At 61.9% G+C, this 13,939-nt stretch carries 15 protein-coding genes; 11 read left to right on the top strand and 4 right to left on the bottom strand.

Annotation, left to right across the window (positions count from 1 at the left end):
* The first annotated feature begins 34 nt into the window (after positions 1 to 34).
* From QOM08_RS05325 to QOM08_RS05335, 3 genes are all read left to right on the top strand, one after another.
* Positions 35 to 1,312, top strand: coding sequence for a flavohemoglobin expression-modulating QEGLA motif protein (locus QOM08_RS05325; RefSeq protein ID WP_047227529.1), 1,278 nt, complete (start codon positions 35 to 37; stop codon positions 1,310 to 1,312).
* Between the two features lie 148 nt (positions 1,313 to 1,460).
* Positions 1,461 to 2,366, top strand: a complete 906-nt coding sequence (locus QOM08_RS05330; protein WP_316912666.1) for an alpha/beta hydrolase — start codon at positions 1,461 to 1,463, stop codon at positions 2,364 to 2,366.
* Positions 2,363 to 2,692 (top strand): hypothetical protein, encoded by a 330-nt coding sequence (locus tag QOM08_RS05335; RefSeq protein WP_047227531.1) that lies wholly within the window; start codon positions 2,363 to 2,365, stop codon positions 2,690 to 2,692. Before QOM08_RS05330 ends, QOM08_RS05335 begins: the two co-directional genes overlap by 4 nt.
* 178 nt (positions 2,693 to 2,870) lie before the next feature.
* On the opposite strand, the gene QOM08_RS05340 is transcribed toward QOM08_RS05335, so the two are convergent.
* From QOM08_RS05340 to QOM08_RS05350, 3 genes are all read right to left on the bottom strand, one after another.
* Positions 2,871 to 3,659, bottom strand: coding sequence for an OmpA family protein (locus QOM08_RS05340; RefSeq protein WP_047227595.1), 789 nt, complete (start codon positions 3,657 to 3,659; stop codon positions 2,871 to 2,873).
* Positions 3,660 to 3,710: 51 nt separating this feature from the next.
* Positions 3,711 to 4,124 (bottom strand): DUF4398 domain-containing protein, encoded by a 414-nt coding sequence (locus QOM08_RS05345; protein WP_047227532.1) that lies wholly within the window; start codon positions 4,122 to 4,124, stop codon positions 3,711 to 3,713.
* Between the two features lie 340 nt (positions 4,125 to 4,464).
* Positions 4,465 to 4,809 (bottom strand): hypothetical protein, encoded by a 345-nt coding sequence (locus QOM08_RS05350; protein WP_047227533.1) that lies wholly within the window; start codon positions 4,807 to 4,809, stop codon positions 4,465 to 4,467.
* Positions 4,810 to 4,998: 189 nt separating this feature from the next.
* Here QOM08_RS05350 and ppc point away from each other — a divergent pair, with 189 nt between their 5' ends.
* The 7 genes from ppc (at position 4,999) to QOM08_RS05385 (ending at position 12,340) form a co-directional block, all read left to right on the top strand.
* Entirely contained in the window at positions 4,999 to 7,629 is a 2,631-nt protein-coding gene (ppc, locus tag QOM08_RS05355; RefSeq protein WP_274090890.1) for a phosphoenolpyruvate carboxylase, read from the top strand.
* Positions 7,630 to 7,919: 290 nt separating this feature from the next.
* Positions 7,920 to 8,570: an adenylate kinase gene (adk, locus tag QOM08_RS05360; protein WP_047227535.1), complete on the top strand. Its 651-nt coding sequence runs from the start codon at positions 7,920 to 7,922 to the stop codon at positions 8,568 to 8,570.
* Positions 8,571 to 8,664: 94 nt separating this feature from the next.
* The gene (gene tsaB, locus QOM08_RS05365; RefSeq protein ID WP_047227536.1) at positions 8,665 to 9,342 is read left to right on the top strand and encodes a tRNA (adenosine(37)-N6)-threonylcarbamoyltransferase complex dimerization subunit type 1 TsaB; all 678 of its coding nucleotides are present in this window, start codon (positions 8,665 to 8,667) and stop codon (positions 9,340 to 9,342) included.
* 261 nt (positions 9,343 to 9,603) lie between these two features.
* The gene (locus tag QOM08_RS05370; protein ID WP_047227537.1) at positions 9,604 to 9,912 is read left to right on the top strand and encodes a hypothetical protein; all 309 of its coding nucleotides are present in this window, start codon (positions 9,604 to 9,606) and stop codon (positions 9,910 to 9,912) included.
* The gene (locus QOM08_RS05375) at positions 9,912 to 10,772 is read left to right on the top strand and encodes a DUF72 domain-containing protein (protein ID WP_139051072.1); all 861 of its coding nucleotides are present in this window, start codon (positions 9,912 to 9,914) and stop codon (positions 10,770 to 10,772) included. Before QOM08_RS05370 ends, QOM08_RS05375 begins: the two co-directional genes overlap by 1 nt.
* A 31-nt stretch (positions 10,773 to 10,803) precedes the next feature.
* Positions 10,804 to 11,625 (top strand): oxaloacetate decarboxylase, encoded by an 822-nt coding sequence (locus QOM08_RS05380; protein ID WP_076386202.1) that lies wholly within the window; start codon positions 10,804 to 10,806, stop codon positions 11,623 to 11,625.
* 16 nt (positions 11,626 to 11,641) lie between these two features.
* Complete coding sequence (locus QOM08_RS05385; protein ID WP_139051071.1) at positions 11,642 to 12,340, top strand: extensin family protein; 699 nt, start codon at positions 11,642 to 11,644, stop codon at positions 12,338 to 12,340.
* 1 nt (position 12,341) lies between these two features.
* On the opposite strand, the gene QOM08_RS05390 is transcribed toward QOM08_RS05385, so the two are convergent.
* Positions 12,342 to 12,962 carry an energy transducer TonB gene (locus tag QOM08_RS05390; RefSeq protein ID WP_107321564.1) on the bottom strand — a complete coding sequence of 207 codons (621 nt, stop codon included), beginning with the start codon at positions 12,960 to 12,962 and terminating at the stop codon, positions 12,342 to 12,344.
* Positions 12,963 to 13,070: 108 nt separating this feature from the next.
* On the opposite strand from QOM08_RS05390, the gene QOM08_RS05395 reads away from it, so the two are divergent.
* On the top strand, positions 13,071 to 13,853 hold the full coding sequence (locus tag QOM08_RS05395) for a class I SAM-dependent methyltransferase (RefSeq protein WP_047227542.1): 783 nt from the start codon (positions 13,071 to 13,073) through the stop codon (positions 13,851 to 13,853).
* Positions 13,854 to 13,939: the final 86 nt, after the last annotated feature.

Below are 13,939 nucleotides of genomic sequence, written 5' to 3' on the forward strand. Positions count from 1 at the left end.
GCAACAAGCGGACGTTTTTTCACAGGAGTTCCGGGTGGACGATTACCAGCAGACGATACGCACCTTGTCCGATCGCATTGTGCTGGCGCAAACGCCGATTCGCATTCTCGACGCAGTAAAGTGGGACGAAAGCATCCGCAAGGGTTTCCTCAAGGCCAAGGGCAAGGAAATGCCCGCCGTGGACCGCGACTATTACCTCAACCGGCCCCTGTCGTTCGATTCCAGCAAAGTGAAGCTGGAATTCCAGAACATCGAACGTGACATCACCCGTCAGCTCGGGCAGTTCAACCCGGTCGGCCAGATCATGCGTCGCATGTGCAAGGAATACCGCATGGTGGTGCGCATGCTCGAAGCACGCGGCACCGAGGATTTCGGGCTGATCTCCCAGGAGTTGTACGGGGCCGCTTCCGATGCGTTCCATGCCGGCGACCCGACCCTGGCTGACCTGGGCTTGATGCTGTCCGATTACCTGAACAACATTGATGGCCGTGGCGACCTGAAGGACGAGCCGAAGATTCTGACCGCCCAGGACGCTGTCAGCCTGCTGCAGCATCGCCTCAACCGGGTCTTTGGCGAGGCCGAGGAAACCATCCGGGTGTTCGAGTCCGACGGGATCGTGGCCGATGCGGCGGCTGGCGCCGATTACATCAAGATTCGCACTGATGCGATGTTCAACGACCGTGACGTTCGGGCCCTGGAAGTCCATGAAGGTCTGGTGCACGTCGGCACCACCCTCAACGGCCTGAATCAGCCGATCTGCACCTTCCTGTCCAAGGGGCCACCCTCGTCCACGGTGACCCAGGAAGGCCTGGCGATTCTGATGGAGATCATCACCTTCGCCTCTTACCCAAGTCGCCTGCGCAAGCTGACCAATCGCACCCGGGCCATTCACATGGTGGAGGAGGGGGCGGACTTTCTGCAGATATACGAGTTCTTCCGTGAGCAGGGCTTTGAGATGGGCGAAAGCTACGGCAACGCCAGCCGGGTTTTCCGTGGTTCGGTGCCAACCGGTCTGCCATTCACCAAAGACTTGTCCTACCTCAAGGGCTTCATCATGGTTTACAACTACATTCAGCTGGCCGTACGCAAAGGCAAGCTGGAGCAGGTGCCGCTGCTGTTCTGCGGTAAAACCACCCTTGAAGACATGCGCACGATGCGCCAACTCGTGGACGAAGGCTTGGTCGTGCCGCCCAAATACCTGCCGGAACAGTTCCGCGACATGAACGCGCTGTCGGCCTGGATGTGTTTCTCCAACTTCCTCAACCACCTGAGCCTGGACCGGATCGAAGCGGATTATTCCAATATCCTCTGAATACAATGTGGTTGAAAATGTGGGAGCGAGCCTGCTCGCGATTGCGATGTTCCAGTCAACATTGATGTTGACCGTTCTACCGCAATCGCGAGCAGGCTCGCTCCCACAGGGGACGGTGTTTCATTTATTTTTTGCGAGGTTTCACCGGATGCGAACCCTCGGCATCTTATGCCTGCTGCTGACCCTGAGCGGTTGCAGTTCCCTGCTGTTCTACCCCGAACGCGGCCTGCCCTTTACCCCGGAACGGGCCAAGCTCGACTACCGCGACGTCACCCTGACCACCGCCGACGGTGTCAGGCTCCACGGCTGGTGGCTGCCGGTCAAACAAGGGGTGGAGGTCAAGGGCACGGTACTGCACTTGCACGGCAACGGCGGCAACCTGGCCTGGCATCTGGGGGGGAGCTGGTGGTTGCCCGAGCAGGGTTACCAGGTATTGATGGTGGATTACCGCGGTTACGGCCGGTCCGAAGGCGAGCCGAGCCTGCCGGCGATCTATCAGGACATCGACGCAGCGTTCAAATGGCTCGACCAGGCGCCACAGGTTCAAGACAAGCCACTGGTGCTGCTCGGCCAGAGCCTGGGCGGCGCGCTGGCGGTGCATTACCTGGCCGATCATCCCGAGCGTCAGCCGCAACTCAAGGCCTTGGTGCTCGATGGCGTGCCCGCCAGTTATCGCGACGTAGGGCGTTTCGCCCTGAGTACTTCATGGCTGACCTGGGCATTGCAGGTGCCGCTGTCCTGGCTGGTGCCCGACGGTGACAGTGCAATCGGTTCGGTGGCGCAATTGAAGGGCGTACCGAAATTGATCTACCACAGCATCGATGACCCCATCGTGCCTCTTTCCAACGGCATCCGTCTGTATCAAGCTGCGCCGCCGCCCCGGGTCCTGCAACTGACTCGCGGTGGGCATGTGCAGACATTCGCCGACCCGGTCTGGCGAACGGTGATGCTGCGCTATCTCGACGACCCCTGGCACTTCGACGGCCTGCGCCGCCTGGGCGAGATCCCGAATTATCCGAAATCATCCGTTGAATCTTCAGAGAGCCCGCAATGAGCGAAGAACGTAACGCCATCCCCCTGATCATCACCGGTATCTGCAGCATCCTCGGCACCGTCGCGGTGCTCTGGTACTACGGCTACCTGCACTTCGCCAAGCCCGAGGATGCGTTGCTGCTCAACGAGTTCACCATGCTCAAGACCGTGCCGGGCGAAGACTACAAAGTCGCCCTGGAACCGGCTCCGCAAGTTGCCCAGTGCATCGATGGCGTACTGGTGCTGTTCGACACCGAACAGAAAGGCCTGACCGGCGTGCTGATCAATGAGAAGAAGCGTGCGGTGCGCTGCATGGGGCAGGAGACGCCGCAGAAGCTTGAGCCATAACCCAGCCTCAATTTCCCTGTGGGAGCGAGCCTGCTCGCGATAGCGGTGGACCAGTTGCAACTGCATTGACTGACCCACCGCTATCGCGAGCAGGCTCGCTCCCACAAGGGAAATGTGTTGGCCATGAAAAAGCCCCGCCTGATCACGTCAGGCGGGGCTTTTGCTTGCAGTCAGCCGATCAGTTGGCGCTCATGGTCGAGCGCGGGGCGACTGGCTGGTTGTCGTTGGAGATGGTCACCTCGACCCGACGGTTCATCGCACGGCCCGAGACGCTGGTGTTGTCCGCTACCGGGAATTCCTTGCCGTAACCCTGGGTCACGATGCGCGCCGGGTCGACGCCCATTTTCACCAGTGCCATACGCACGGAGCTGGCGCGGCGCTCGGACAGCGACTGGTTGTAGGAGTCCGAACCGGTGCTGTCGGTGTAGCCTTCGACAATCACCTTACGGTCCGGATTTTCCTGGAGGAACTGGGCCAGTTTGTTCACGTTGACCAGGCCGCTGGAACGCAGCTCGGACTTGTTGGTGGCGAATAGCACGTCACCGAAGGTCACCAGCGTGCCGCGTTCGGTCTGCTTGGCGTTGAGGCTGTCTTGCAGTTGCTTGATCTGCGCGTTACGGGCCTCGAGCAATGCGCGGGCGCGTTCATCACCGGCGTTTTTCAGCTCGGCTTCGGCGGTGCGCAGGGCGATGGTCTGCTTGGCCACCTCCACGCGCTGGTTGGTCAGATAGGCCAACTGGTCGACCTTGGCTTCATCTTCCTTGTCCATGTAAGCCTTTTCGGCTTTGGCCAGGAAGTCGGCGGCGTCCTTGGTTTCCAGAGCCGCAACCTTGGTCGCCGCCGGGTCAGCCTGCAGACCGTTGTAGTTGGTACGGGCCTGTTCCAGATTAGCGTTCGGATCTGTGGAACACGCGGCCAGCGAGACGCAGGCGGCCAGCAGGGCGGGGATCATCAAGTGTTTGTGCATCATAGTCTGTCGTCCTTTTATCAATGAGAAGTACGTCGCGGCGTGAACGGCTTACTGAAGCTTGTTCATGCCTTCCTGACGCAGTTCCTGAACCCCTTTCTGGGAGTCCTTGAGAGCCTGTTCGGCCTTGGCGGCCTGGGCCTTGCGCTCAGCGACGCGGGCGTCCCACTCGGCCTGCTCGGCCAGACGCTTGGCTTCTTCGTAGTTCTTGTCGTGCATCGCGATCTCGGCCTGCTTGAGCTTGTCCTGGGCCGACTTCATTTCCACGGCGGCGAATTCGGTACCGCCGGCGCTGACGGCGCTGTTGACCGCCGATTGGGTCACCGCGTACTGCTCCGAGGGCGGGTTGCCGGCGCAACCGGCGAGGATGAAGCTGCTACCGATCGCCAGGGCAGCCAACTTCAGGCCGCGCAGGCCAGTGGATGAGGGTTTGGCAGTGCAGGTATTCATAGGCTTCAACTCCATTGGAAAACTCCTGAAAAAACTACAGATCCATGCTGGGACCGAAGCCGGGACGTCTGTTTCGGCGCTGGCGCCGGGGCGCGTTTATTTAAACGACCGTTCCAGTATGGTTACTCGGTGTGACCTGAGGCGTTTTTCAAAAGTTCAGCGAGGATGGCCAATCGCCAAAAGTTTTGCTGACTGATTGGTCAGCGCCAGAAAAGCTGAACTTTCAAGGCGCGTAGCGGTATTCCCGGCGTAGGAGGCGTGCGTTTTTTGTGGGGGACGCGTGTAGGAACTGGCGAAGGTTGCGATCTTTTGACCTGGCGTCTGGGAAAGATCGCAGCCCCGCTCCTAAAGAAAATTAGTGCTTGGACTTGTCGTTCTGCGAGGAGAGTTGATGCAGATGACGCCGCGACAGAGCGAGAAAACGCGGTGTCGGGCCAACGTCTTCGTAGAGCGGGTCACCCTCTTCATCGGTGGCCACCACTTGCGAGCCCTTGATGTAAGGGAAGCTGGCTTCCAGTTCTTCCAGCGCCGCCCCGATCAATTCGCCGAGCAGTTCCTCGGGTTGGCGCTTGGGATACATCTCGCAGATCGCCGCCAGTCGTGCGGCGGCCTCCACGTCCAGGTGAATGGTGTAGCCGGTCTGGGTCAGGCAACCCTTGGCGTTTTCTTCCCAGTGTTGGGCGAGCTCACGGATTTTCATGATGGCCTCAATAGCCCGCGGATGGCAGGCGCGCAGAGTGACAAGCCGTTGTGTGGCTTACTGTTAAGACTAGCTTTGTCCGACAAGGTTTAATGTCCCCTCGTCGCTTGTCATAAACGTCTTGCGTCGGCACTCTCTGTAAAACGTCTAACCCAAGAGCTGTCCGGACCTTTTGCTGGAGAACTGCTGATGACCGATATCGATGCACGCTTGCGCGAGGATGTTCACCTGCTCGGCGAGCTGCTGGGCAACACCATCCGCGAACAGTACGGGGACAGGTTTCTCGACAAGATCGAGCAGATCCGCAAGGGTGCCAAGGCCGATCGACGCGGCTCCATGGACGCCGAACTGAGCGCCAGCCTCAATCAGTTGGGCGAGGACGAACTGCTGCCGGTGGCGCGGGCGTTCAATCAGTTCCTCAACCTGGCCAACATCGCCGAGCAGTATCAACTTATCCACCGACGCGAAGAGTCCAAACCGGCACCGTTCGAGGCGCGGGTGTTGCCCGAACTGCTTGCTCGATTGCGGGCCGAGGGCCATGGCGCCGAGTCCCTGGCGCGGCAATTGGGACGGCTGGAAATCGAGCTGGTGCTCACCGCCCACCCCACGGAAGTGGCCCGGCGCACGCTGATCCAGAAATACGATGCCATCGCCGCGCAACTGGCGGCCCAGGACCACCGCGATCTCACCAGCGCCGAGCGTGCGCAGATCCACGAGCGTCTGCAACGGCTGATCGCCGAAGCCTGGCATACCGAAGAAATACGCCGCACCCGGCCGACCCCGGTGGACGAGGCCAAGTGGGGCTTTGCGGTGATCGAACATTCGCTGTGGCAAGCCATTCCCAACTACCTGCGCAAGGCCGATCAGGCCCTGCATGCCGCCACCGGCTTGCGCCTGCCGCTGGAGGCTGCACCGATCCGCTTTGCCTCGTGGATGGGCGGCGACCGGGATGGCAACCCCAATGTCACCGCTGCGGTAACCCGCGAAGTGCTGTTGCTGGCGCGGTGGATGGCGGCAGATCTGTACCTGCGCGACGTTGATCACCTGGCGGCTGAGCTGTCCATGCAAAAAGCCAGCGAGGCTTTGCGCGCCCAGGCCGGTGATAGCGCTGAACCCTACCGTGCCGTGCTCAAGCAATTGCGTGAACGCCTGCGCGCCACGCGCAATTGGGCGCACGCGTCCCTGAAAGTCACCACCCCAGCCTCTGCCGATGTGTTGCAGAACAACCGCGAACTGCTGGACCCGCTGGAGCTTTGCTACCAGTCCCTGCACGAGTGCGGTATGGGCGTGATCGCCGACGGGCCGCTGCTCGACTGCTTGCGCCGGGCGGTGACGTTCGGGTTGTTCCTGGTGCGCCTCGATGTACGCCAGGACTCCACGCGCCACAGCGCAGCCATGACTGAAATCACTGACTACCTGGGCCTGGGCCGCTATGAGGACTGGAGCGAGGAGCAGCGCATCAGCTTTCTGCTGGAGGAGCTGAACAACCGGCGTCCGCTGCTGCCCGCACATTTCAAACCGTCGGCCGATACGGCGGAAGTCCTGGCCACGTGCCGGGAAGTGGCGGCGGCGCCGGCGGCGTCCCTGGGCTCGTACGTGATCTCGATGGCGGGCGCCGCTTCCGATGTGCTCGCGGTGCAGCTCTTGTTGAAAGAGGCCGGCGTGTTGCGACCTATGCGGGTGGTGCCGCTGTTCGAGACCCTGGCCGACCTGGACAACGCCGGGCCGGTGATCGAGCAATTGTTGCTGCTGCCGGGCTATCGCTCGCGGCTGCAAGGGCCTCAGGAGGTGATGATCGGCTATTCCGATTCGGCCAAGGATGCCGGCACGACAGCGGCGGCCTGGGCACAGTATCGAGCCCAGGAACGGCTGGTGGACATTTGTCGCGAACAGCAAGTCGAACTGCTGTTGTTCCATGGCCGCGGAGGCACCGTGGGGCGTGGCGGCGGTCCGGCTCACGCGGCGATTCTGTCGCAACCGCCGGGTTCGGTGGCCGGGCGGTTCCGTACCACTGAGCAGGGTGAAATGATTCGTTTCAAATTTGGCCTGCCGGACATCGCCGAACAGAATCTCAATCTGTACCTCGCCGCCGTGCTGGAAGCGACACTGCTGCCACCGCCGCCGCCCACTCCTCAGTGGCGTCATCTGATGGATGAACTGGCGGCCGACGGGGTCAAGGCTTACCGCGCCGTGGTGCGGGAAAATCCGCAATTCGTCGAGTACTTCCGCCAGTCCACACCGGAGCAGGAACTGGGCCGTCTGCCGCTGGGCAGCCGGCCGGCCAAGCGCCGGGCCGGAGGCATCGAAAGCCTGCGGGCGATCCCGTGGATCTTCGGCTGGACCCAGACGCGCCTGATGCTGCCGGCCTGGCTCGGTTGGGAGACCGCCCTGGGCAAGGCGCTGGAGCGCGGCGAGGGCGAGTTGCTGGGGCAGATGCGCGAGCAATGGCCGTTTTTCCGCACCCGCATCGACATGCTGGAGATGGTGCTGGCCAAGGCCGACGCGGACATCGCGCGCTCCTACGATGAGCGTTTGGTCGAACCTGGGTTGCTACCGTTGGGCGAGCATTTACGCGACCTATTGTCGCAGGCGTGCTCGGTGGTCCTGGGGTTGACCGGTCAGTCGCAGCTACTGGCACATAGCCCTGACACTCTGGAATTCATTCGCCTGCGCAACACCTACCTCGACCCGTTGCACCTGTTGCAGGCTGAACTGCTTGCCCGTTCGCGGCAGCAGGAAGTTGCCCAGGGCAGCCCCGTGGAACAGGCGCTTCTGGTGTCTGTGGCGGGGATTGCCGCCGGTTTGCGCAACACCGGCTAAGGTTAAGCGGCGTACCGAAACGGCCCGCCCGGTATCCCCCGGGCGGAGGCCGGGTGGGCAGGGAGGAGGTCGGTCGGGCGACAGTTTGTTGTCCGGTTGCGACGATCGCCACCTCCTCCCAAGGTCGCGTCAGGCGCGGGTTCCTTCGACTTTCGGCGGCTTGTGTGGGTCGGGCCTGCTGTGTATCTTGATCAGCCTTTGGCCGTTTGGGCGGTCACGATCCTGTTTTCCGAGATTGGCCCCACGAGGCGAATCCGAGCGTTTACATAAAAAAATTGAGGAGCACATCGATGCGCGTCATTCTGCTGGGAGCTCCCGGGGCCGGTAAAGGTACTCAGGCAAAGTTCATCACCGAAAAATTCGGTATCCCGCAAATCTCCACTGGCGACATGCTGCGTGCCGCGGTCAAGGCCGGCACCGAGCTGGGCGTCAAGGCCAAGAGCATCATGGATGCCGGCGGCCTGGTGTCGGATGACCTGATCATCGCGCTGGTCCAGGATCGCATCGCTCAAGCCGATTGCGCCAACGGCTTCCTGTTCGACGGTTTCCCGCGCACCATTCCGCAGGCCGAAGCCTTGGTTACGGCTGGCGTGGAGCTGGATCACGTTGTCGAAATCGCCGTCGACGACGAAGAGATCGTTCAACGCATTGCCGGTCGTCGTGTCCACGAGCCGTCCGGCCGTGTCTACCACACCGTCTATAACCCGCCGAAACTCGCCGGCAAGGACGACATCACCGGTGAAGCACTGGTGCAGCGCAAGGACGACACCGAAGAAACCGTGCGCCATCGCCTGTCGGTCTACCACTCCCAGACCAAGCCGCTGGTGGAGTTCTACCAGAAGCTGTCCGCCAAGACCCAAGGCAAGCCCAAGTACAGCTACATCGCCGGCGTTGGTTCGGTTGAAGCGATCACCGGCAAGGTGCTTGAAGCACTGAGCTGACAAGTCTGCTGTGCAGCAAATAACAACGGCCCGCTTGCGGGCCGTTGTTGTTTATACTGGCGCACTTTTCCCCATCTGATTTACGGACACACCGATGAGCACCTTGCTGGCCCTGGATACCGCGACTGAAGCTTGCTCCGTTGCCTTGCTGCACGACGGCAAGGTCACGAGCCATTACGAGGTGATCCCGCGCTTGCACGCCCAGAAGCTGCTGCCGATGATCCAGCAATTGCTCAGCGATGCTGGGACCACCTTGCAGGCGGTGGATGCGATTGCCTTTGGTCGTGGGCCGGGAGCGTTCACTGGCGTGCGCATTGCCGTCGGCGTGGTGCAGGGCCTGGCGTTTGCCCTGGAGCGGCCGGTGCTGCCGGTGTCCAACCTGGCGGTACTCGCCCAGCGCGCCTTGCGTGAACAGGGCGTCAGCCAGGTCGCGGCGGCGATCGATGCGCGCATGGATGAGGTGTATTGGGGCTGCTACCGCGAGTCCGAGGGTGAGATGCGCCTGGTGGGCGCCGAAGCGGTGCTCCCCCCCGAAGCGGCGGCGTTGCCTGCCAACGCCAGCGGCGACTGGTTCGGCGCCGGTACCGGTTGGGGCTACGGCGAGCGGATTGCCGTCCCCCTCAGCGGCCAGGACGCCTCGATGCTGCCCCATGCCGAAGACCTGCTGACCCTGGCCCGCTTCGCCTGGGAGCGCGGCGAAGCCATTCCGGCCGACGATGCACAACCGGTGTACTTACGGGACAAGGTTGCAACACCCAAATCCGAACGGTAGACCCAGGCGTTGTGAGAGCAAAGCTTGCTCGCGATACGGGGGCCCCGGTTCTCCGGCGGACCGCGTCATCTTCATCGCGGGCAAGCCTTGCTCCTACAAAGTCATTTGCTCCCCCAAAAGTCACGCCCAATATTACCAGTCGTCATTTTTTCGAGCCGGTTTTAAACCTTTTTGACTTTATGTGCTCTAGTTATCACTTGCGCATTTGCGCGGCTGTGAAAGTGCCGCTAAATTGCCATCATTGATACCGAGCATTCTGTTATGCGTATAGACGGCGTTTCATCCCAGTCCTACCCCATCAAACGCAGGCCTCGTGCAGGCAAAGTTGCTGCGGATGAGTCCTTCGATGACATCGATGGCGAACTGGAATTTCCGTCCGAAGAGCAGTTGGCCGCTCGCGCTGCCAAAGCCTCGGCGCAACGCCTGAGCAATCTTCCGGCCCGTCAGCAAGACATGCTGTATCACCGCGCCATGAGCCGCAGCGTATCCGCGGCCCTGGCCAGCTACCTGAGCACTGCCGGTTTCGTTGACTGGGATATGGAAGTGCTGGGACTCGATCTCTACATCTGATGGGGTTGCCTTACTACCTGGGCTGCCCGTCCTGGAGCGAAAACGCCTGGCGCGATTATCTTTATCCGCAAGACGCCAGAAGCTCCGATTTCCTGAACCTCTATTCTCAAGTGTTCAATGCCGTGGAAGGCAATACGACCTTCTACGCCAGCCCCCCTGCGGCTATCGTTCAGCGCTGGGCGCAGACCATGCCCGAGCAGTTCCGCTTCACCGCCAAGTTGCCCGGTGACATCAGCCACAATGGCGATTTGCGTGAGCACCTGACGGCCATCGAAACCTTCGTGCAATTGCTCAGCCCCCTGGGCGAACGGGTTTCACCGTTCTGGTTGCAGTTATCCAAGGCCTTTACCCCGAATCGCTTGCCGGAGTTGGCGGGCTTCATTGATGCCTTCGAGCGACCCTTGGCCGTGGAGGTCCGTCACGGTGACTTCTTTGCCAAGGGCGATGCCGAACGACAGCTCAACCGCCTGCTCCTTGATCGCGGGGTAGAACGCATCTGTCTGGATCCCCGGGCATTGTTCAGTTGCACCTCGACCGATCCTGCCGTGCTCCATGCTCAATCGAAGAAACCGCGTGTACCGCCCCGGCCGACCGCGTTTACCCACTGCCCGCAGGTGCGTTTCATCGGCCATCCAGTGCTGGAGGCCAACGAACCGTTCCTGACCCCCTGGGTGGAAAAAATCGCCGGGTGGATCGAAGAGGGGCGCACGCCTTATATCTTTCTGCACACCGCCGACAACGTGCTGGCGGCCAAACTCGCGCAACACTTTCATCGCCGATTGATGAGCCGTTTGCCTGGCTTGCCGGCCCTGCCTGAGCTATACAGAGAGCCCGCCGCCGAGCAACTGGGTTTGCTCTGAGGCAAAATTTCTCTGCCCAGGAGTGATTTCCATGGATGCGCAAACCCGTCGAGCCCAGGCCTTCAAAGCCTTGCATGAACGCGAAGGCGCGTTCGTCATTCCCAACCCGTGGGACGCCGGTTCGGCAAAGATGCTTGCCAGTCTCGGCTTCGAGGCCCTGGCCACCACCAGTGCCGGTTACGCTTTTTCCTTGGGACGGCCCGATGGTGCCGCGGGGCTGGATGACACCCTGGCCAATGTCCGGGCGATTGTGGCGGCCACTGACTTGCCAGTGGCGGTCGATTTGGAGAACGGCTTCGCCGATGCCCCCGAGGCGTGCGCCAGCAGCCTGATCCGCGCGGCGCAGGCCGGCGCGGTGGGTGGCTCGATCGAAGATGCCACAGGGCGCGAAGACAGCCCGATCTATGGCTTCGAGCATGCCGTGGCGCGGGTTAAAGCTGCGGCTGACGCGGTGCGCAGTCTGCCGTATCCCTTTGTGCTGACCGCCCGGGCGGAGAATTTTCTGCATGGCAAGCCCGACCTGGATGACACCCTTGCCCGCCTGAAGGCGTTCGCCGATGCCGGTGCCGACGTGCTGTATGCCCCAGGCTTGAGCTCGGCCGAACAGGTGCTGGCGGTGGTCCGGGCGGTGGCGCCGAAACCGGTGAATGTGTTGATGTCCGGGGCGCTGGACCTGACGGTTGCGCAGCTGAGCGAGATGGGCGTCAAGCGCATCAGTGTCGGGTCCGCGCTGGCCCTGGCGGCGTATGGCGAGTTTTTCCGCGCCGCCGAGGAAATCCGCGAACAGGGCTCGTTCACCTTCACCCGTCGTTCGATGCCCTTCAACCAGGCCAACCAATTATTCAAGGGTTGAGGCCCGAGGCATTGTCGTGCGGGTTTTGAAAGGTTTTACGCTATTGGTGCTGGTTGTTGGCGTCGCAGTGCTGGGGGTATGGCGCGGTTGGCTGGCGGTGCCGCCACAATGGAATCCCTGGGCGCCCCTGGACGTCAATGCGCCGCCGAACCTGCTGACCCGTTACAAACTCATGGCCCTGCGCAACGATCCGCAGTTATGCGACCAGGCGCTCGCGACCTCGGGGCTGCGGGCCACTCGCCAGGCCGACAGCAGTCCCCAGGCCAGTTGCCCGCTGAGCAATGTGCTGAGGGTGCAGGGCGGCGAGGTGGCGTTGAGCAGCAGCTTCCTGGCCAGTTGCCCGCTGGCGGTGGCGTTTGCCTTGTTTGAACGGCATGCGCTGCAGCCGGCGGCGCAGGCGACCTATGGGCAGAAAGTGGTGCAGGTCGATCATCTGGGCAGTTTCGCCTGTCGCAATATGTACGGTCGGGAGAGCGGGGCGCGCAGCCAGCATGCCACGGCCAGTGCGCTGGATATCGCCGGGTTTCGCCTGGCGGACGGCCGTCGTGTGAACGTGCTCAAGGACTGGCCGAAGGACAACACCCACGCCCAATTCCTGCGCCAGGTGCGCGACGGTGCCTGTGACGTGTTCAATGTGGTCTTGAGTCCGGATTACAACGCGGCGCACCGCAACCATTTTCATCTGGATGTCGGGCCGTGGTGGATTTGCCGTTGATTCAGGCGGCGATGCGCAGGTTCTGCAACACGATCGGGCGTGCCCAGCGGGTATCGAAGTCCAGTTGCTTCTGCTGTGCCACCAGTTCCTCTTCCGGGAACGGCGGGAACGGCTTGTCCAGCAGGTCCAGTTCGAATTCGGCAATCGGCAGGTGCAGTGGACGTGGCTGAGGCGCAGGTCCCGGTTCTGGCAGCGGTTGGCCGGCGGCAAGCACCAGAGGGCGAACCCAGTTGCTTTCGAAGGTCTGCTGTTTTTGCTGGGTGGCGATTTCTTCCGGCGGGAACGGCGGGAAGGGTTTGTCCAGCAGGTCGAGTTCAAATTCAGCGATTGGCAGGAACAGCGGCTCAGGCGGTTTGACTTGGGTTTCAGTCACTTGGCAGTTGCGCTGGCTGACAATGTGCTCGAGCAATTCGGCGCCGAGGGTCGGTTCAACAGCCTCATCGAGGGCAACTGGCTGGTAGCTGCCAGGGGCCGGTGCGTTATCACCCAGTTGATCGGCCAGGGCCCGGGCAAAAAAATCCTGCCACAGGTGACTGACGCCGCTCAGGGCTTGGGTGTTGCGCAGGCTGTAATCGCCGTAAGGGGAGATGACGCCTATCGATGTGGATTGAATGTCTGACATTTTTCTCGGTCGACGCTCAGCTCTGGCAAAATGCCGTTCACCGTTGTTATCGGCCGTTTTTGCCGATCCTTAATTTTTTGAGCATGTTTCCAAGAATGAACAACTTCCATGAGTGATCAACCCGCGGCCTGCCGCATCCATGTTGAGGCCCTGGCCCCGGCCTTCCAGCCGCAGGCCGAGCACTGGGCACAGCGCCTTGACCTGCCGTTGCAGGTGGACGATGGCGAGTTTGCCTTGCAGGTCGGTGAGCAGGGGTTGCAATTGCAGCAACTGGGGCCGGATGCGCCGGGACCGGTGCGGGTGGACTTCGTCGAAGGCGGCGCGGCCCATCGCCGCTTGTACGGCGGCGGTAGCGGCCAGATGATCGCCAAAGCCGTCGGTGTGGCCCAGGGCGTACGTCCGCGTGTGCTGGATGCCACGGCCGGGTTGGGCAAGGATGCGTTTGTGCTGGCCAGCCTGGGCTGTGAAATGAGCCTGATCGAGCGCCAGCCGCTGATCGGCGCATTGCTTGAGGATGGCCTGGCCCGAGGCGCGGAGGACTTCGACGTGGCGCCGATCGTCGCCCGCATGCGGTTGCTCAAGGGCAATTCCATCGAGGTGATGCGCAACTGGCAAGGCGAGCCGCCCCAGGTGATCTACCTGGACCCGATGTTCCCTCATCGTGAGAAAACGGCCCTGGTGAAGAAGGAAATGCGCCTGTTCCGGCCGCTGGTGGGCGACGACCTGGACGCTCCGGCGTTGTTGGCCGCGGCCCTGGCCCTGGCGACTCACCGCGTCGTGGTCAAGCGCCCGCGCAAGGCACCGTGCATCGAAGGGCCAAAACCCAGCCACGGGCTCGAGGGTAAATCCAGCCGCTACGACATCTACCCCAAGAAGGCGCTCAAGGCCTGAGACCGCGTCGCCTCCATCGCGAGCAGGCTCGCTCCCACAGATGTGTGTTGTGTTAACTACACCTTACCCTGTGGGAGCGAGCCTGC

Source organism: Pseudomonas sp. P105 (assembly GCF_032614175.1).
GTDB lineage: Bacteria > Pseudomonadota > Gammaproteobacteria > Pseudomonadales > Pseudomonadaceae > Aquipseudomonas > Aquipseudomonas rhizophila.

Bases quoted from the DNA above. Each gene is read 5' to 3' on its own strand.
- ppc (WP_274090890.1), top strand. From the start codon at position 4,999: ATGACCGATATCGATGCACGCTTGCGCGAGGATGTTCACCTGCTCGGC.
- QOM08_RS05335 (WP_047227531.1), top strand. From the start codon at position 2,363: ATGAGCGAAGAACGTAACGCCATCCCCCTGATCATCACCGGTATCTGC.
- QOM08_RS05375 (WP_139051072.1), top strand. From the start codon at position 9,912: ATGGGGTTGCCTTACTACCTGGGCTGCCCGTCCTGGAGCGAAAACGCC.
- QOM08_RS05350 (WP_047227533.1), bottom strand. From the start codon at position 4,809: ATGAAAATCCGTGAGCTCGCCCAACACTGGGAAGAAAACGCCAAGGGT.
- QOM08_RS05395 (WP_047227542.1), top strand. From the start codon at position 13,071: ATGAGTGATCAACCCGCGGCCTGCCGCATCCATGTTGAGGCCCTGGCC.
- QOM08_RS05340 (WP_047227595.1), bottom strand. From the start codon at position 3,659: ATGCACAAACACTTGATGATCCCCGCCCTGCTGGCCGCCTGCGTCTCG.
- QOM08_RS05390 (WP_107321564.1), bottom strand. From the start codon at position 12,962: ATGTCAGACATTCAATCCACATCGATAGGCGTCATCTCCCCTTACGGC.
- adk (WP_047227535.1), top strand. From the start codon at position 7,920: ATGCGCGTCATTCTGCTGGGAGCTCCCGGGGCCGGTAAAGGTACTCAG.
- QOM08_RS05370 (WP_047227537.1), top strand. From the start codon at position 9,604: ATGCGTATAGACGGCGTTTCATCCCAGTCCTACCCCATCAAACGCAGG.
- QOM08_RS05330 (WP_316912666.1), top strand. From the start codon at position 1,461: ATGCGAACCCTCGGCATCTTATGCCTGCTGCTGACCCTGAGCGGTTGC.
- QOM08_RS05380 (WP_076386202.1), top strand. From the start codon at position 10,804: ATGGATGCGCAAACCCGTCGAGCCCAGGCCTTCAAAGCCTTGCATGAA.
- QOM08_RS05345 (WP_047227532.1), bottom strand. From the start codon at position 4,124: ATGGAGTTGAAGCCTATGAATACCTGCACTGCCAAACCCTCATCCACT.
- tsaB (WP_047227536.1), top strand. From the start codon at position 8,665: ATGAGCACCTTGCTGGCCCTGGATACCGCGACTGAAGCTTGCTCCGTT.